This is a genomic window from Pseudomonas sp. K2I15 (assembly GCF_002204795.1).
Taxonomy (GTDB): domain Bacteria; phylum Pseudomonadota; class Gammaproteobacteria; order Pseudomonadales; family Pseudomonadaceae; genus Aquipseudomonas.
In genome coordinates, this window is the sequence record NZ_NIXO01000082.1 from 1 (window position 1) to 18,735 (window position 18,735).

Here is an 18,735-nt window from a genome sequence, read left to right on the forward strand (position 1 = left end):
GGGTGGGGGTTGGCGGTGTTGGCGCTGGTGTTCGGGTTTCCGGCGTTGGCGTTGTACAACACGACCTTTGCGGTGTTTGCGGTGGTGATTGCGGGGTTGCGGTTGGTCAGGGCGCCTCGGATTACTGAATAACCCGAGGCAAGGGACGCTTTATGTGGCGAGGGAGCTTGCTCCCGTTGGGCTGCGAAGCGGCCCCAGCTTTTTGTGACGGCTGCGCAGTCGAACGGGAGCAAGCGCCCTCGCCACAAATTAGATTTTATGTTTTCAGGTTTTGCGTACTCGCAGGCAACGCCACAACGCCGCCACCATCAACCCACTCACCACCGCCCAACCCCACGCTTGCTGGTTCATCGACCCTTCGCGGTACAGCTGCGGCGCAATGCCGGCACCAATGATGAACGCGAGTAGCGCAATCTCCCGACGCAGCCCGCTCACCGGACGCACCAGGTACACCAGCGCCGGCAGTACCAGCGCGGCACTCGGGAAGCTGCGATAACGTGGGTCAAACACCAGCGCCAGCATCATTACCGCACCAGCAAACCCGGCGATTGCCACCAGCCAGCCAGCGCGCTGCTCCAGCCAGTTGAACACGCGTTCGCGCCAGCCTTCCCGCGCGCTCAGCGCCAGGGCGGCGTGGGCCAGTACGGCGAGGTTCAAGGCCACCAGCAGTCCAGCCCACACCCACTCATCCGTAAAGCGCGCGGTCACCCGGTTCAACTCGGCCCAGGTGCCAATCGAGCAGGCAGCTACTGCGCCCAGCAACGGCAACAACAACGCCGCACGGGTGCTGCGCACGCGGCCGCCAAGCAGTAGCGTACCCAGCAGGATAATCCCGCCAACCCCCAGCCATACTGGCCAGTACGGCACATTGGTCACCGGGCCGGCGAGGACGCCCTTGTCCTGGCGATCTGCATCAAACAAGCCCCAGTAACCCCCCACCGCACCTTCGCTGGCACGTTTCCACGGCTGGTCAAAGGCTTCGATCAGGTTGTAGTGCCAGCCATTGGCTTCAGCCATGGCCACGAACCCGCGCATGAACTTCGCTTCGTTGACCCGGCTTGGCACCGCCGTTTCGCGCTGGCGGCCTTCGCTCGGCCAGCCGGTCTCGCCGATCATCACGTCCTTGGGGGCGAACTTGTTGCCGAAGGTCTGGCGAACATCGCCCACATGCTTGAGCGCCTGGTCGATGCCCGATGGATCATCTTCCCAGTAAGGCAGCAAGTGGATGGTCAGGAAATCCACCGCCGGGGCGATTTCCGGGTGTTGCAGCCAGAACTCCCACACATCGGCATAGGTGACCGGCTGCTTGATCTGGCTTTTGACCTGATGGATCAGCTTGACCAACTGCGCGGCGGTAACTTCCTTGCGCAGCAGGGTTTCGTTACCCACGATCACCGAGGTGATGACGTCTGGGTTGGCGTTGGCCGAGGCGATCAGCGCATCGACTTCCTTGGCAGTGGCCACCGGATCACTGCTTACCCACGCGCCGCTCATCAGCTTCAGGCCGTGTTTGCGCGCCAGTTCCGGCAAGGCTTCAAGGCCGGTCTGGGAGTAGGTGCGGATGCATTCAAAACGGGTGGCCAGCAACGCGAGGTCGGCGTCCATGCGCTCGGGGCGCAGTGTGAACGGCTGGTCGAAAGGGGATTGGTCTTTGTCGAACGGGGTGTAGGACGCACATTGCAGCTTGTGGCTGGCGCTCGCCACGTCCGGCAGCACCACCGGTTGGCCAAGGCCATACCAGTAGCCGCCGAGGGCCAACACGCCGAGGATCAGGGCAAATAAATAGGGCAGGAGCGGGAAGCGTGCAGTCGCGGGCATGATCAGGCCGTCTGGGGGCAAAGGCGCGCATCTTACCCGGATTTGTGCCGTCCCAGTGGGGCAGCATAATTTTGACATGCAAAGTTCGGGCGGGATCGTCGGTGAATATCCTACAAATCGTCTTGCTGGCGATGTGATGTCGTTTCTTGCTTACCTGAGGTCGTAGTCAGAGCAGGTCGCTTGTGGCAGCAGGTTGATGATCGAAGTGTCAGCACTCCACTGATGAGGCACCCACGTGATCGATGCGCGTGAAGGGGGCGCGGTGCACCATATAACAACAGGTTGACGTCGCTCGGCATCCGCCGGGCGCAGCACTTTCGGGGAAGCACTATGAAGATGCGACGACTCTTGGGCGCAGCTGCCACTCTGGTAGTTGCGATGAGCTCCACACTGGCCAGCGCCGACAGCAAAACCCTGAGCATCGGCTATGTGGATGGCTGGTCGGACAGCGTTGCCACCACCTTTGTTGCGGCAGAAGTGATCAAGCAAAAGCTCGGTTATGACGTGAAACTGCAAGCGGTTGCCACCGGGATCATGTGGCAAGGCGTGGCCACCGGCAAACTCGACGCCATGCTCTCTGCCTGGCTGCCCGTGACCCACGGTGAATACTGGACCAAGAACAAGGACAAGGTGGTCGACTACGGCCCCAACTTCAAGGACGCCAAGATTGGCCTGATCGTGCCTGAGTACGTGAAAGCCAAATCCATCGAAGACCTCAAGACCGACACCACCTTCAAGAACAAGATCGTTGGTATCGACGCCGGTTCAGGCGTGATGCTCAAGACCGACGAAGCGATCAAGGCTTATGGCCTGGACTACAAGCTGCAAGCCAGTTCCGGTGCTGCGATGATTGCCGAGCTGACCCGTGCCGAAGACAAACAGGAATCCATTGCGGTCACCGGTTGGGTGCCACACTGGATGTTCGCCAAGTGGAAACTGCGTTTCCTGGACGACCCAAAAGGAATTTATGGTGCTGCTGAAACCGTCAACAGCATCGGCAGCAAAGGCCTGGAAAAGAAAGCCCCGGAAGTCGTGGCGTTCCTGAAGAAATTCCAGTGGGCCTCCAAGGATGAAATCGGCGAAGTCATGTTGGCGATTCAAGAAGGCGCCAAGCCTGAAGCGGCGGCCAAGGATTGGGTAGCCAAGCACCCTGAGCGTGTCGCCGAGTGGACCGCTAAGTAATACCCAAAACTGTAGGAGCGAGCTTGCTCGCGAAGAAGGCAAGGGCACCGCGATCATCCAGAATGAACGCGTTATCGTTGACGTTTTTCGCGAGCAAGCTCGCTCCTACAATTGTTTCTACGCCTGCGTAATCCCTCGCTACACTCCTTCTACTACTAAGGTCGTCTGGAACCTGTTCCTCAGCCGCATACAGTGGATATGTTCCAATAATAAAAAGCTGTGCTGCGAGGATAAAAACAATGAACGACAGCATTTACCTCTCGATTCAAAACAGCCCGCGTTTCAAGGAGCTGGTCAGTAAACGGGAAAAGTTCGCCTGGATTCTCTCGGCGATCATGCTAGGGCTTTACTCCGCTTTCATTCTTCTGATTGCCTATGGGCCGCAAATACTGGGGGCCAAGATCAGCCCCGGTTCGTCCATCACCTGGGGAATCCCGATTGGGGTCGGGCTGATTGTTTCGGCCTTTGTCCTGACGGCAATCTACGTACGACGCGCCAACGGCGAATTTGACGACCTGAACAATGCGATTCTCAAGGAGGCTGCGCAATGATCCGTCGTCTATTGGCTGTACTCGGTGCCTCGGTCTTTGCACCTGCTGTTTGGGCGGCAGAAGCATTGACCGGTGAAGTGCATAAACAACCGCTGAATATTGCAGCGATCCTGATGTTCGTCGTCTTCGTCGGCGCGACCTTGTGCATCACCTACTGGGCGTCCAAGCGCAACAAGTCGGCGGCCGACTACTATGCGGCCGGCGGCAAGATCACCGGGTTCCAGAACGGTTTGGCGATTGCCGGTGACTACATGTCGGCTGCGTCCTTCCTGGGGATTTCCGCGCTGGTGTTCACCTCCGGCTACGATGGCCTGATCTACTCGATCGGCTTCCTGGTGGGCTGGCCGATCATTCTGTTCCTGATCGCCGAGCGCCTGCGTAACCTGGGTAAATATACGTTTGCCGACGTGGCGTCCTACCGCCTTGGGCAAACCCAGATCCGCAGCCTGTCGGCTTGCGGCTCGCTGGTGGTGGTGGCGTTCTACCTGATCGCGCAGATGGTCGGCGCGGGCAAGCTGATCCAGCTGTTGTTCGGCCTTGATTACCATGTTGCGGTGATCCTGGTGGGCATCCTGATGTGCCTCTATGTGTTGTTCGGCGGCATGCTGGCGACTACCTGGGTACAGATCATCAAGGCAGTGCTGCTGCTGTCCGGTGCCTCGTTCATGGCGCTGATGGTGATGAAACACGTCAACTTCGACTTCAACATGCTGTTTGCCGAGGCGATCAAGGTTCACCCTAAAGGTGAAGCGATCATGAGCCCGGGCGGCTTGGTGAAAGATCCGATTTCGGCGTTCTCCCTCGGCCTGGCACTGATGTTCGGTACTGCTGGCCTGCCGCACATCCTGATGCGCTTCTTCACCGTGAGTGATGCGAAAGAAGCTCGCAAGAGCGTGCTGTATGCCACGGGCTTCATCGGCTACTTCTATATCCTGACCTTCATCATCGGCTTCGGCGCGATTCTGCTGGTCAGCACCAACCCGGCGTTCAAGGATGCTGCAGGTGCCTTGCTCGGCGGTAACAACATGGCGGCGGTGCATCTGGCCAACGCGGTGGGCGGCAGTATCTTCCTGGGCTTCATCTCGGCCGTGGCGTTTGCCACCATCCTGGCAGTGGTTGCCGGTTTGACCCTCGCGGGTGCATCGGCGGTGTCCCATGACCTGTATGCCAGCGTGATCAAGAAAGGCAAGGCCAACGAGAAGGATGAGATTCGTGTATCGAAGATCACCACCATCGCTTTGGCAGTGCTGGCCATTGGTCTGGGTATCCTGTTTGAAAGCCAGAACATCGCGTTCATGGTTGGCCTGGCGTTCTCCATTGCTGCCAGCTGTAACTTCCCGGTGCTGCTGCTTTCCATGTACTGGAAAAACCTCACCACCCGCGGTGCAATGATTGGTGGCTGGCTGGGCTTGATCAGTGCCGTTGGCCTGATGGTCCTGGGCCCAACCATCTGGGTCTCGATCCTGCACCACGAGAAGGCGATTTTCCCTTACGAGTACCCGGCGCTGTTCTCGATGATCATTGCGTTCGTCGGTATCTGGTTCTTCTCCATCACCGACAAGTCGGCGGCGGCAGAGAAGGAACGTGCGCTGTACTTCCCGCAGTTTGTGCGTTCGCAGACGGGGTTGGGCGCAAGTGGGGCGGTTTCTCACTAAGGGTTGTATCGAGATAGCTATATAAGCTGCACTGACAAAAATGCCCCGGTCGAGAGACCGGGGCATTTTTTATGGCTGGACATTGATCGTTCCCATGCTCTTTGTGGTGAGGGGGCTTGTCCCCCGTTGGGCGGCGAAGTGGCCCCAGAAGGACGGCTGCGGTCCTTCAGGGATACACGGTGCCTGTTTTAGGGCTGCTGCGCAGCCCCGCGGGGGACAAGTCCCCTCGCCACAAGGGCTTCTTCAGGGAAAATCCGGCACAAACAAATACGGCCTCCATGAGGAGGCCGTATTCGGTGCAGCTAAGCGGTTATCGCAAGACAATGCTTATTTGCGGTCTTCCAGCTTGGTAATGTCACGCGACTCGTAGCCGGTGTACAGCTGGCGCGGGCGGCCAATCTTGTACGGGCTGGAGAGCATTTCTTTCCAGTGGGAGATCCAGCCCACGGTCCGCGCCAGGGCGAAGATCACGGTGAACATGCTGGTTGGAATGCCGATCGCCTTGAGGATGATCCCCGAGTAGAAGTCGACGTTCGGGTACAGCGAGCGTTCGATGAAGTACGGGTCGGTCAGGGCGATCTCTTCCAGGCGCATGGCCAGTTCGAGTTGCGGATCGTTCTTGATGCCCAGTTCCTTCAACACTTCGTCGCAGGTCTTTTTCATTACGGTGGCGCGCGGGTCACGGTTCTTGTAGACCCGGTGACCGAAGCCCATCAATTTGAACGGATCGTTCTTGTCCTTGGCCTTGGCGATGAACTTGTCGATGTTCGAGACATCGCCGATTTCATCGAGCATGGTCAATACCGCTTCGTTCGCACCGCCGTGGGCAGGGCCCCACAGTGCGGCGATACCGGCGGCGATACAGGCGAACGGGTTGGCACCCGAGGAGCCCGCCAGGCGCACGGTAGACGTCGAGGCGTTCTGTTCGTGATCGGCGTGGAGGATGAAGATCTTGTCCATCGCCGCGGCCAGCACCGGGCTGATCGGTTTGATCTCGCACGGGGTGTTGAACATCATGTGCAGGAAGTTTTCCGCGTACGTCAGGTCGTTGCGCGGGTACATCATGGGTTGACCCATGGAGTACTTGTAAACCATTGCGGCCAGGGTAGGCATCTTGGCAACCAGGCGGATCGCGGAAATTTCGCGATGCTGCGGGTTATTGATGTCCAGGGAGTCGTGATAGAAGGCCGACAGGGCGCCGACTACGCCGCACATGACGGCCATCGGGTGGGCGTCGCGACGGAAGCCGTTGAAGAAGGTCTTCAACTGCTCGTGAACCATGGTGTGGTTCTTCACGGTGCTGACAAACTGGGCCTTTTGCTCAGCTGTTGGCAATTCGCCATTAAGCAGCAGGTAGCAGGTTTCCAGGTAATCCGACTGTTCAGCAAGCTGTTCGATCGGGTAGCCGCGATGCAGCAAGATACCGTTATCACCGTCGATATAGGTGATCTTCGACTCGCAAGAGGCGGTCGACATGAAGCCTGGGTCGAATGTAAAACGGCCCGTGGCCGTCAGGCCCCGTACGTCGATAACATCGGGACCAACGGTGCCGGTTAAAATGGGCAGCTCGACGGGGGCTGCGCCCTCGATGATCAACTGCGCTTTTTTGTCAGCCATGTGGCCTCCTATTTATGCTTCAAATCATCAGACAGACCCCCCACGCAGGGCCCGCACCACTATAGTGAGATAAATTCAGATGTCAATTTGCCTAAAGTCTTGCTCCAGAAGGCTTTAACCGTACTTTTTCCTCGAAATTACCTGCCGTTTACGCCTTTTATGCCGCCAGCGCAATGCGCTATTAGGGTGAGGAGTGCGCGTTGTCATTAGTTGCCTAACTGTCTATACTCGGCCTCCGACCGCCAGGGGCTTTTGGGCCCGTTTTGATGGGGGTCGCACTCCCTGGGTGGTGGTTACCTGACCAGTGCACTCCCCAACAACTTTGCCCTGATTGTTAGGGGCTCTTCAGTGTGAAAAAAAGCCGTGAATAGCCAACGACCTGTAAACCTAGACCTAAGGACCATCAAACTCCCCATCACCGGCGTAACGTCATTCCTGCACCGTGTATCCGGCATCATCCTGTTTCTTGGCCTGGGCATCATGCTTTATGCATTGAGCAAATCCCTGGGTTCGGAAGAAGGGTACGCCGAGGTGAAGGCATGCATGACCAGTCCGCTGGCCAAATTCGTCGCCTGGGGCCTCCTGTCCGCTCTGCTTTATCACCTTGTGGCCGGTATTCGCCACTTGATCATGGACATGGGTATCGGTGAGACGCTGGAAGGCGGCAAGCTGGGCTCGAAAATCGTCATCGCCATTTCCGTGGTGCTGATCGTTCTGGCGGGAGTTTGGATATGGTAACCAGCGTTACGAACCTGTCGCGTTCGGGCCTCTATGACTGGATGGCGCAACGTGTGTCTGCGGTTGTTCTCGCGGCTTATTTCATCTTCCTGATCGGGTACCTCGCGGCGAACCCTGGCATTGGCTACGCCCAATGGCACGGCCTGTTCGCTCACAACGGGATGCGCATCTTCAGTCTGCTGGCCCTTGTAGCCCTGGGCGCTCACGCCTGGGTTGGCATGTGGACCATCGCGACCGACTACCTGACGCCAATGGCGCTGGGCAAGTCCGCGACAGCAGTACGGTTTCTCTTCCAGGCAGTATGCGGCGTCGCGATGTTCGCTTACTTCGTCTGGGGTGTGCAGATTCTTTGGGGTATCTGATTCATGGCTAACACAGTTAATACGCTTTCATTCGACGCCATCATCATTGGCGGCGGCGGTGCCGGCATGCGCGCTGCGCTGCAACTGGCCCAGGGCGGTCACAAGACTGCCGTGATCACCAAGGTGTTCCCGACCCGCTCCCACACCGTTTCGGCTCAGGGTGGCATCACGTGCGCCATCGCCTCTGCCGATCCAAACGATGACTGGCGCTGGCACATGTACGATACCGTCAAGGGTTCCGACTATATCGGTGACCAGGACGCTATCGAATACATGTGCTCCGTAGGCCCGGAAGCGGTCTTCGAGCTGGAACACATGGGTCTGCCGTTCTCCCGTACCGAACAGGGTCGCATCTACCAGCGTCCGTTCGGCGGCCAGTCGAAAGATTTCGGTAAGGGTGGCCAGGCCGCTCGTACCTGCGCCGCAGCCGACCGTACCGGTCACGCGCTGTTGCACACCCTGTACCAGGCCAACCTGAAGGCCGGCACCGTATTCCTCAACGAATACTACGGCGTCGACCTGGTGAAGAACGAAGACGGTGCCTTTGTAGGCATGATTGTTATCTGCATCGAAACTGGCGAAACCTCTTACGTGCGGGCTAACGCCACCGTATTGGCGACCGGCGGTGCAGGCCGTATCTACTCGTCCACTACCAACGCCCTGATCAACACCGGTGACGGTATCGGCATGGCCCTGCGTGCAGGCGTCCCGGTACAAGACATCGAAATGTGGCAGTTCCACCCGACCGGTATCGCCGGCGCCGGTGTACTGGTTACAGAAGGTTGCCGTGGTGAAGGTGGTTACCTGATCAACAAGAACGGCGAGCGTTTCATGGAACGTTATGCTCCGAACGCCAAAGACCTTGCCGGTCGTGACGTTGTAGCCCGTTCCATGGTTAAAGAGATCATCGCCGGTAACGGCTGTGGTCCTGATGGCGACCACGTAATGCTGAAGCTCGATCACCTCGGTGAAGAAGTTCTGCACAGCCGTCTGCCAGGCATCATGGAGCTGTCCAAGACCTTTGCCCACGTTGACCCGGCTGTTGCGCCGATCCCGGTTGTTCCAACTTGCCACTATATGATGGGCGGCGTTGCCACCAACATTCATGGCCAGGCGATCACCCAGGACGCCGACGGCGTTGACCAGATCATCCCTGGTCTGTTCGCGGTAGGCGAAGTGGCCTGCGTATCGGTTCACGGTGCCAACCGCCTGGGCGGCAACTCGCTGCTCGACCTGGTGGTATTCGGTCGCGCCGCCGGCCTGTTCCTGGAGCAGACCCTGAAGGAAGGCGTTGATTACGCTCGTCCACGCCAGTCCGACATCGACGCTGCCCTGGCACGCCTGGATGGCCTGAACTCGCGTACCGACGGCGAAGACGTCGCTTCCCTGCGTAAAGAGCTGCAGAGCTGCATGCAGAACTACTTCGGTGTGTTCCGTACCGGCGAATACATGCAGAAGGGTATCGCCCAGTTGGCTGACCTGCGCAAGCGCATCGCCAACGTCAAGATCAACGATAAGAGCCAGGCGTTCAACACCGCTCGTATCGAAGCCCTTGAGCTGCAAAACCTGCTGGAAGTGGCTGAAGCAACTGCCATCGCCGCAGAAGTTCGCAAAGAGTCCCGCGGCGCTCACGCCCGTGAAGACTTCGAAGAACGCGACGACGTTAACTGGCTGTGCCACACCCTGTACTTCCCGGGTGACAAGCGCGTAGCTAAACGTGCCGTGAACTTCTCGCCAAAAACAGTCCCTACGTTTGAACCAATGATTCGGACTTATTAAGGGTGGCCGATATGTTGAAAGTCAGTGTTTATCGCTACAACCCTGATCAGGACGCCGCGCCGTTCATGCAGGAATTCCAGGTCAATACCGGTGGTAAAGACCTGATGGTGCTGGACGTGCTGGCCCTGGTTAAAGAGCAGGACGAAGGTTTCTCCTATCGTCGCTCTTGCCGTGAAGGTGTCTGCGGCTCCGACGGCATGAACATCAACGGCAAAAACGGCCTGGCGTGCATCACGCCGCTGTCTGCCGTGGTTAAAGGCAACAAGCTGATCGTTCGTCCATTGCCAGGTTTGCCGGTTATCCGTGACCTGGTCGTCGATATGAGCATCTTCTACAAGCAATACGAAAAGGTTAAGCCATTCCTGCTGAACGACACTCCGGCTCCGGCCATCGAGCGTCTTCAGAGCCCGGAAGAGCGCGAGAAGCTGGACGGTCTGTACGAGTGCATCCTCTGCGCTTGCTGCTCGACGTCCTGCCCGTCCTTCTGGTGGAACCCCGACAAGTTCCTGGGCCCAGCTGCCCTGCTGCAAGCGTACCGCTTCCTGGCAGACAGCCGTGATACCAAGACTGCCGAGCGTCTGGCTTCGCTGGATGACCCGTTCAGCGTATTCCGCTGCCGCGGGATCATGAACTGCGTCAACGTATGTCCTAAAGGCCTGAACCCGACTAAGGCCATTGGTCACGTACGTAGCATGCTGCTGCAAAGCGGCGTGTAACTGACGTTGCAGTAAAGCAGGACCGTTGTGCCCGTAGATGCTGCGGCGCAGGCTTCAACCGGCGCCGTAGTTTTAACTTGAGCAGCGACTTACAAAGCCGCGGCTCTTATTTTGAAGAAATGAGACAAGCAGGGGCATTCGGGTTGGTACCCGAACTATCAGCGTGATCCTAAGTGGCTTGTTTTGGTCGCTGCACTTGGCCTTTTGCAAGCAAACTCGGTGTTTTCGCCGGTGGTGTCCCCAAATCGAGGGTGACCAAGCATGCAAGAAAGCGTGATGCAGCGCATGTGGAACAGCGGCTATCTTTCAGGTGGTAACGCTGCCTATGTGGAAGAGCTTTATGAGCTCTACCTGCACGACCCTAACGCTGTGCCAGAAGAATGGCGCACCAAATTTCAGACGTTGTCTTCAGACGGCAACGCTGCCACCGATGTATCGCACGCAACAATTCGCGATCAGTTCGTGCTGCTGGCAAAGAACCAGCGCCGCGCCCAACCGGTTTCCGCCGGGAGCGTGAGCAGTGAGCACGAGAAGAAGCAAGTTGAAGTACTGCGACTGATCCAGGCCTACCGTATGCGTGGCCACCAGGCAGCCCAGCTTGACCCGCTGGGGCTGTGGCAGCGTCCTGCACCTGCAGACCTGTCGATCAATCATTACGGCTTGACCAATGCCGATCTTGATACGACCTTCCGTGCCGGCGACCTGTTCATCGGCAAAGAGGAGGCGAGCCTACGCGAAATTCACGAAGCGTTGCAGCAGACATATTGCCGCACCATCGGTGCCGAATTTACGCACATCACTGATTCCGAGCAGCGCCACTGGTTCCAGCACCGTCTTGAAGGCGTGCGTGGACGCCCGGTGCTGTCTGCAGACGTCAAGAGCCACTTGCTCGAACGCGTCACCGCAGCGGAAGGCCTCGAAAAATACCTGGGTACCAAATACCCGGGCACCAAGCGTTTCGGCCTGGAAGGCGGCGAAAGCCTGATTCCGATGCTCGACGAGCTGATCCAGCGTTCCGGTTCCTACGGCACCAAGGAAATCGTGATCGGCATGGCCCACCGTGGCCGTTTGAACGTGCTGGTCAACACCTTCGGCAAGAACCCGCGCGAGCTGTTCGACGAGTTCGAAGGCAAGAAGAAGGTTGAGCTGGGTTCCGGTGACGTTAAATACCACCAGGGCTTCTCGTCCAACGTAATGACCACCGGCGGTGAAGTTCACCTGGCCATGGCGTTCAACCCATCCCACCTGGAAATCGTTTCTCCAGTGGTCGAGGGGTCGGTACGTGCGCGCCAGGATCGTCGTAACGATTCCACCGGTGAGAAGGTCCTGCCGATTTCCATCCACGGTGACGCGGCATTCGCCGGTCAAGGCGTGGTACTGGAAACCTTCCAGATGTCGCAGACTCGCGGCTTCAAGACGGGCGGTACCGTTCACATCGTCATCAACAACCAGGTGGGCTTCACCATCAGCAACCCGCTGGACGCACGCTCTACCGAGTACGCGACAGACGTTGCCAAGATGATCCAGGCGCCGATCCTCCATGTGAATGGTGATGATCCGGAAGCCGTGTTGTTCGTGACCCAGCTGGCCATTGATTACCGCATGCAGTTCAAGCGTGACGTGGTCATCGACCTGGTCTGCTACCGTCGTCGCGGTCACAACGAAGCGGATGAGCCTAGCGGCACCCAGCCGTTGATGTATCAGCAAATCACCAAGCAGCGCACTACCCGTGAGCTGTACGCCGAAAGCCTGACCAAGGCCGGCGTAGTGGACGATGCACGTGTTCAGGCGAAGATCGATGAATACCGCAACGCGCTGGACAACGGTCTGCACGTAGTGAAAAGCCTGGTTAAAGAGCCGAACAAGGAGCTTTTCGTTGACTGGCGTCCGTACCTGGGCCACGCCTGGACTGCGCGTCACGACACCTCGTTCGATCTGAAAACCCTGCAGGAACTGTCTGCCAAGCTGCTGGAAATTCCAGATGGCTTCGTCGTACAGCGCCAGGTTGCGAAGATCTACGAAGACCGTCAAAAGATGCAAGCCGGCGGCCTGCCGATCAACTGGGGTTACGCTGAAACCATGGCGTACGCGACCCTGGCGTTCGAAGGTCACCCGATCCGCATGACCGGCCAGGACATCGGCCGTGGTACGTTCTCGCACCGTCACGCTGTGTTGCACAACCAGAAAGACGCGGGCACCTACATCCCGTTGCAGAACCTGTACGAAGGCCAGCCACGTTTCGACTTGTACGATTCGTTCCTGTCCGAAGAGGCCGTACTGGCGTTCGAATACGGTTACTCGACCACCACGCCTCAGGCGCTGGTGATCTGGGAAGCCCAGTTCGGCGACTTCGCCAACGGTGCCCAGGTGGTTATCGACCAGTTCATCACCAGCGGTGAGCACAAGTGGGGCCGTTTGTGCGGTCTGACCATGCTGCTGCCACACGGTTATGAAGGTCAGGGTCCGGAGCACTCCTCGGCCCGCCTGGAGCGTTACCTGCAGCTGTGCGCCGAGCACAACATCCAGGTGTGCGTACCGACTACCCCGGCCCAGATCTACCACTTGCTGCGTCGTCAGGTGATCCGTCCCCTGCGCAAGCCACTGGTAGTGCTGACGCCGAAATCGTTGTTGCGTCATAAATTGGCCATCTCGACGCTGGAAGATCTGGCTGATGGTTCGTTCCAGACCGTTATTCCAGAAATCGACACGCTGGATGCGGCCAAGGTCACTCGCCTGGTCCTGTGCAGCGGCAAGGTCTACTACGACTTGCTGGAAAAACGCCGTAGCGAGGGCCGCGAAGACATCGCCATCGTGCGGATCGAGCAGCTTTACCCGTTCCCGGAAGACGACCTGATGGAGGCCATCGCGCCTTACACCAACCTCACCCACGCGGTGTGGTGCCAGGAAGAACCGATGAACCAGGGCGCGTGGTACAGCAGCCAGCATCATCTGCGTCGCAGCATCGGTAACCACAAACAGGCCCTGGGCCTGGAGTACGCCGGTCGTGATGCTTCTGCTGCACCTGCGTGTGGTTATGCGTCGATGCACGCCGAGCAGCAGGAAAAACTGCTGCAAGATGCTTTCACTGTTTAACGCCTTCGCGCTGACTGAAACCGAATTTTAAGGACCCACAGATAATGGCTATCGAAATCAAAGCCCCGTCATTCCCGGAATCGGTTGCCGATGGCACCGTTGCCACCTGGCACAAGAAACCAGGCGACGCTGTAAAGCGTGATGACCTGATCGTCGACATCGAAACCGACAAGGTCGTGCTCGAAGTGTTGGCTGAAGCTGACGGTGTGCTGGGCGCAATCGTTGCCGAAGAAGGCGCTACCGTTCTGTCGAACCAACTGCTGGGCTCGATCGAAGAGGGCGGTGCTGCTGCTCCTGCTCCAGCCGCTGCTGCTCCGGCGGCTGCCGCAGCTCCAGCTGCTGCACCGGCTGCGGGCGGCGAAGATCCAATCGCTGCACCGGCTGCGCGTCAGCTGGCTGAAGAAAACGGCATCAACCTGGCTTCCATCAAAGGCACCGGCAAAGACGGCCGTGTGACCAAGGAAGACGTGGTTGGCGCAGTTGAAGCCAAGAAAAACGCTCCAGCTGCCGCACCTGCCAAGGCTGCTGCCCCGGCTGCCGCTGCCCCGGCTGCCGCTGCTCCTGTGTTCGCCGCTGGCGACCGCACCGAGAAGCGCGTACCGATGACCCGCGTTCGTGCCACCGTGGCCAAGCGCCTGGTTGAAGCACAGTCGAACATGGCGATGCTGACCACTTTCAACGAAGTCGACATGACTGAAGTCATGGCGCTGCGTTCGAAGTACAAGGATCTCTTTGAGAAGAGCCACAACGGCGTACGTTTGGGCTTCATGTCGTTCTTCGTGAAAGCGGCCACCGAAGCGCTGAAACGCTTCCCGGCAGTCAACGCTTCCATCGACGGCAGCGACATCGTTTACCACGGTTATGCTGACGTCGGCGTTGCCGTGTCCAGCGACCGTGGCCTGGTGGTACCGGTTCTGCGTAACGCCGAACTGATGAGCCTGGCTGAAATCGAAGGCGGCATCGCCAACTTCGGCAAGAAAGCCCGTGACGGCAAACTGACCATCGACGAGATGACCGGTGGTACCTTCACCATCACTAACGGTGGTACTTTCGGTTCGATGATGTCGACTCCGATCGTCAACCCGCCACAAGCTGCGATCCTGGGCATGCACAACATTCTGCAGCGTCCTATGGCGATCAACGGCCAAGTGGTTATCCGCCCGATGATGTACCTGGCGCTGTCGTACGATCACCGCCTGATCGATGGTAAAGAAGCCGTGACTTTCCTGGTGACCATCAAGAACCTGCTGGAAGACCCGGCTCGTCTGCTGCTGGATATCTGATAAAGCGGCGGTGAGCCCCACCACCCGGTCTGCCGCAAGGCAGGCCGAAGTGCGGCTCACGGCTTGAAGCTTTTAGCTAAAGAGGATTTTTTTTCATGTCGCAGAAATTTGACGTTGTAGTGATTGGTGCGGGCCCTGGTGGCTACGTTGCCGCCATCAAGGCCGCGCAACTGGGCCTCTCGACTGCTTGCATCGAAAAATACACCGACAAGGAAGGCAAACTGGCGTTGGGCGGTACTTGCCTTAACGTGGGTTGCATTCCTTCCAAGGCGCTGCTGGACAGCTCCTGGAAATTCCACGAAGCGCAAAGCGGTTTTGCCATCCACGGCATCAACCACGCTGGCGTGACCATGGACGTGCCAGCAATGGTCGGCCGCAAGGCCAACATCGTTAAAGGCCTGACCTCCGGCGTTGCTACCCTGTTCAAGGCTAACGGCGTTACTTCCCTGCAAGGCCACGGCAAACTGCTGGCCGGCAAGAAAGTTGAAATCACCAAGCCTGACGGTTCGACCGAAATCATCGAAGCCGAGAACGTGATCCTGGCCCCAGGCTCGCGTCCAATCGACATTCCGCCGGCACCAGTTGACCAGAACGTGATCGTTGATTCGACCGGCGCCCTGGAATTCCAATCGGTTCCAAAACGTCTGGGCGTGATCGGCGCTGGCGTGATCGGCCTGGAACTGGGTTCGGTCTGGTCCCGCCTGGGTTCCGAAGTGACCGTGCTGGAAGCCCTGGACACATTCCTGCTGGCTGCCGACACCGCAGTGTCCAAAGAAGCGCTGAAAACCCTGACCAAACAAGGTCTGGACATCAAGCTGGGCGCTCGCGTTACCGGTTCCAAGGTTAACGGCGACGAAGTAGTCGTGACCTACACCGACAAGGATGGCGAAAAGACCATCACTTTCGACAAGCTGATCGTAGCCGTTGGTCGCCGTCCAGTGACCGCTGATCTGCTGGCTTCCGACAGCGGCGTGAACATCGACGAGCGTGGTTTCATCCACGTTGACGATCACTGCGCTACCACCGTGCCGGGCGTCTACGCCATTGGCGACGTGGTTCGCGGCATGATGCTGGCGCACAAGGCTTCCGAAGAAGGCATCATGGTTGTCGAGCGCATCAAGGGTCACAAGACCCAGATGAACTACGACCTGATCCCGTCGGTTATCTACACCCACCCGGAAATTGCATGGGTTGGTAAGAACGAACAGCAGTTGAAAGCTGAAGGCGTTGAAGTTAACGTCGGCACCTTCCCGTTTGCCGCTTCTGGCCGTGCCATGGCAGCCAACGACACCGGTGGTTTTGTCAAAGTCATCGCTGATGCCAAGACTGACCGCGTATTGGGCGTCCACGTGATTGGCCCGAGCGCTGCAGAACTGGTTCAGCAAGGCGCAATCGGTATGGAATTCGGCACCAGCGCCGAAGACATCGGCATGATGGTTTTCTCCCATCCGACCCTGTCTGAAGCGCTGCACGAAGCCGCGTTGGCAGTGAATGGCGGCGCCATCCACATCGCCAACAAGAAGAAGCGCTAAGCGAGATAATAAGAAACCACGGCGGTTGCCCGTCGTGAGCCTTGTGCGCAAGACTCACCGCGGAATATCCGCTGGACGCAGTCTTGCGCAGTTTCACCACCCAGGGTGAAGGCCTTTGGTGGTTTGACTGTGCAAGCAGCAGTCACAGGTGGCGCGGCACTCAATAAAGAGCGCAGCGCCGAATGCGCAGTACCTAACGAAGACGGTAATAAGCATGAATCTTCACGAGTATCAGGGTAAGCAGCTGTTCGCTGAATACGGCCTGCCAGTATCCAAGGGTTACGCAGTAGACACCCCGGAAGCAGCAGCAGAAGCTTGCGACAAAATCGGCGGCACCGAGTGGGTTGTCAAAGCCCAGGTTCACGCTGGTGGTCGCGGTAAAGCGGGCGGCGTTAAGCTGGTTCGCAGCAAAGAAGACGCCAAAGCCTTCGCTCAGCAGTGGCTGGGCAAGCGTCTGGTGACTTACCAGACTGATGCCAATGGCCAGCCAGTCACCAAGATCCTGGTTGAATCGTGCACTGATATCGCTAAAGAGCTGTACCTGGGCGCTGTCGTTGACCGTTCGAGCCGTCGCATCGTGTTCATGGCCTCCACCGAAGGTGGCGTGGACATTGAGAAGATCGCTGAAGAAACCCCAGAAAAAATTCTGAAAGCCACTATCGATCCACTGGTTGGCGCTCAGCCATTCCAGGGTCGCGAGCTGGCATTCCAGTTGGGTCTGGAAGGCAAACAAGTTGCCCAGTTCGCCAAGATCTTCGTAGGTCTGGCCAAACTGTTCCAGGATCACGATCTGGCCCTGCTGGAAGTGAACCCGCTGGTGATCAAGGCTGACGGCGATCTGCATTGCCTCGACGCCAAGATCAACATCGACGCCAACGCCATGTACCGTCAGCCTAAGCTGAAGACTTTCCACGATCCGTCGCAAGACGATCCGCGCGAAGCGCACGCTGCCAAGTTCGAACTGAACTACGTAGCCCTGGAAGGTAACATCGGTTGCATGGTCAACGGTGCTGGCCTGGCCATGGGTACCATGGACATCGTCAACCTGCATGGCGGCAAACCAGCCAACTTCCTCGACGTAGGCGGCGGTGCCACCAAAGAACGCGTTACCGAAGCGTTCAAGATCATCCTGTCCGACTCCAACGTCGCTGCAGTATTGGTCAACATCTTCGGCGGCATCGTTCGTTGCGACATGATTGCCGAAGGCATCATCGGTGCAGTGAAAGAAGTTGGCGTTAAAATCCCGGTTGTTGTTCGCCTTGAAGGTAACAACGCTGAACTGGGCGCTAAAGTACTGGCAGAAAGCGGTTTGAACATCATCGCTGCTACCAGCCTGACCGACGCTGCTCAACAAGTTGTCAAAGCTGCGGAGGGCAAATAATGAGCGTCCTGATCAATAAAGACACCAAGGTTATCTGCCAGGGTATTACCGGTTCGCAAGGTAGTTTCCACACCCAGCAAGCCATCGAATACGGCACCAAGATGGTGGGTGGCGTTACTCCTGGTAAAGGCGGCACCGAGCACCTGGGTCTCCCAGTGTTCAACACCGTGAAAGAAGCTGTAGCTACCACTGGCGCCACCGCCAGCGTGATCTACGTTCCAGCTCCTTTCTGCAAGGACTCCATCCTGGAAGCAGCATTCGGCGGCATCAAGCTGATCGTTTGCATCACCGAAGGCATTCCTACCCTGGATATGCTGGATGCCAAGGTCAAGTGCGACGAGCTGGGTGTTACCCTGATCGGCCCTAACTGCCCAGGCGTGATCACCCCAGGCGAATGCAAGATCGGCATCATGCCAGGTCACATTCACTTGCCAGGCAAAGTTGGTATCGTTTCCCGTTCCGGCACCCTGACCTACGAAGCTGTCAAGCAAACTACTGACGCCGGTTTCGGTCAGTCGACTTGCGTCGGCATCGGCGGTGACCCGATCCCAGGTTCGAACTTCATCGATATCCTGAAACTGTTCCAGGAAGACCCGAAGACCGAAGCGATCGTGATGATCGGTGAGATCGGCGGTTCGGCTGAAGAAGAAGCGGCTGCCTACATCAAGGCACACGTGACCAAGCCAGTTGTTTCCTACATCGCTGGTGTGACTGCCCCTGCTGGCAAGCGCATGGGCCATGCTGGCGCAATCATCTCTGGCGGCAAGGGTACTGCAGACGAGAAGTTTGCTGCCCTGGAAGACGCAGGCGTTAAAACCGTGCGTTCGCTGGCAGACATCGGCAAGGCTTTGGCCGAGCTGACCGGTTGGGCTGTCAAGTAAGCCTCACGCTTAGCTGACGCTTCACCACACAAAGGCCACCTTCGGGTGGCCTTTGTGCATTCTGAAGTTGGTGAAGATCAAAATGTGGGAGCGGGCTTGCTCGCGAAAGCGGCGTGTCAGTCAGCTCATGAGTGGCCGATACACCGC

At 58.1% G+C, this 18,735-nt stretch carries 15 protein-coding genes; 12 read left to right on the forward strand and 3 right to left on the reverse strand.

The features are described from left to right. Positions 1-264 precede the first annotated feature (264 nt). Positions 265-1,818, reverse strand: a complete 1,554-nt coding sequence (locus CEC48_RS28465) for a glycosyl hydrolase family 17 protein (protein ID WP_088426803.1) — start codon at positions 1,816-1,818, stop codon at positions 265-267. Between the two features lie 330 nt (positions 1,819-2,148). Between CEC48_RS28465 and CEC48_RS28470 the strand changes: the two genes are divergently transcribed. After that, entirely contained in the window at positions 2,149-3,000 is an 852-nt protein-coding gene (locus CEC48_RS28470; RefSeq protein WP_088426805.1) for a glycine betaine ABC transporter substrate-binding protein, read from the forward strand. Here CEC48_RS28470 and CEC48_RS31350 read toward each other — a convergent pair. Next, positions 2,993-3,253, reverse strand: coding sequence for a hypothetical protein (locus CEC48_RS31350; protein WP_141099723.1), 261 nt, complete (start codon positions 3,251-3,253; stop codon positions 2,993-2,995). The two genes, CEC48_RS28470 and CEC48_RS31350, sit on opposite strands and share 8 nt — an antisense overlap. Between CEC48_RS31350 and CEC48_RS28475 the strand changes: the two genes are divergently transcribed. Together CEC48_RS28475 and CEC48_RS28480 are read left to right on the forward strand one after the other, a co-directional pair. Then, a complete protein-coding gene (locus tag CEC48_RS28475; protein ID WP_088426806.1) occupies positions 3,240-3,551 on the forward strand; it encodes a DUF485 domain-containing protein in 312 nt (103 codons plus the stop codon). The two genes, CEC48_RS31350 and CEC48_RS28475, sit on opposite strands and share 14 nt — an antisense overlap. Continuing rightward, entirely contained in the window at positions 3,548-5,206 is a 1,659-nt protein-coding gene (locus CEC48_RS28480) for a cation acetate symporter (RefSeq protein ID WP_088426807.1), read from the forward strand. Before CEC48_RS28475 ends, CEC48_RS28480 begins: the two co-directional genes overlap by 4 nt. Before the next feature lie 327 nt (positions 5,207-5,533). On the opposite strand, the gene gltA is transcribed toward CEC48_RS28480, so the two are convergent. Continuing rightward, a complete protein-coding gene (gltA, locus tag CEC48_RS28485) occupies positions 5,534-6,823 on the reverse strand; it encodes a citrate synthase (protein ID WP_003210575.1) in 1,290 nt (429 codons plus the stop codon). A 363-nt stretch (positions 6,824-7,186) separates the two neighbouring features. On the opposite strand from gltA, the gene sdhC reads away from it, so the two are divergent. The 9 genes from sdhC (at position 7,187) to sucD (ending at position 18,588) form a co-directional block, all read left to right on the forward strand. Then, positions 7,187-7,561, forward strand: coding sequence for a succinate dehydrogenase, cytochrome b556 subunit (gene sdhC / locus CEC48_RS28490; RefSeq protein WP_088426809.1), 375 nt, complete (start codon positions 7,187-7,189; stop codon positions 7,559-7,561). Further along, positions 7,555-7,923, forward strand: a complete 369-nt coding sequence (gene sdhD / locus CEC48_RS28495) for a succinate dehydrogenase, hydrophobic membrane anchor protein (protein ID WP_003210573.1) — start codon at positions 7,555-7,557, stop codon at positions 7,921-7,923. Before sdhC ends, sdhD begins: the two co-directional genes overlap by 7 nt. A gap of 3 nt (positions 7,924-7,926) precedes the next feature. Beyond that, positions 7,927-9,702, forward strand: a complete 1,776-nt coding sequence (sdhA, locus tag CEC48_RS28500) for a succinate dehydrogenase flavoprotein subunit (RefSeq protein ID WP_076015223.1) — start codon at positions 7,927-7,929, stop codon at positions 9,700-9,702. Positions 9,703-9,713: 11 nt separating this feature from the next. Continuing rightward, entirely contained in the window at positions 9,714-10,418 is a 705-nt protein-coding gene (locus CEC48_RS28505; protein WP_088426819.1) for a succinate dehydrogenase iron-sulfur subunit, read from the forward strand. Positions 10,419-10,679: 261 nt separating this feature from the next. Then, positions 10,680-13,511, forward strand: a complete 2,832-nt coding sequence (locus tag CEC48_RS28510) for a 2-oxoglutarate dehydrogenase E1 component (protein ID WP_088426811.1) — start codon at positions 10,680-10,682, stop codon at positions 13,509-13,511. Positions 13,512-13,555: 44 nt separating this feature from the next. Continuing rightward, on the forward strand, positions 13,556-14,794 hold the full coding sequence (gene odhB / locus CEC48_RS28515) for a 2-oxoglutarate dehydrogenase complex dihydrolipoyllysine-residue succinyltransferase (protein WP_088426813.1): 1,239 nt from the start codon (positions 13,556-13,558) through the stop codon (positions 14,792-14,794). 95 nt (positions 14,795-14,889) lie between these two features. Continuing rightward, positions 14,890-16,326, forward strand: a complete 1,437-nt coding sequence (gene lpdA, locus CEC48_RS28520) for a dihydrolipoyl dehydrogenase (RefSeq protein ID WP_088426815.1) — start codon at positions 14,890-14,892, stop codon at positions 16,324-16,326. A gap of 214 nt (positions 16,327-16,540) precedes the next feature. Then, the gene (sucC, locus tag CEC48_RS28525) at positions 16,541-17,707 is read left to right on the forward strand and encodes an ADP-forming succinate--CoA ligase subunit beta (RefSeq protein WP_003210567.1); all 1,167 of its coding nucleotides are present in this window, start codon (positions 16,541-16,543) and stop codon (positions 17,705-17,707) included. Further along, entirely contained in the window at positions 17,707-18,588 is an 882-nt protein-coding gene (gene sucD / locus CEC48_RS28530; RefSeq protein WP_088426817.1) for a succinate--CoA ligase subunit alpha, read from the forward strand. The genes sucC and sucD overlap by 1 nt, the downstream gene beginning before the upstream one ends. Positions 18,589-18,735: the final 147 nt, after the last annotated feature.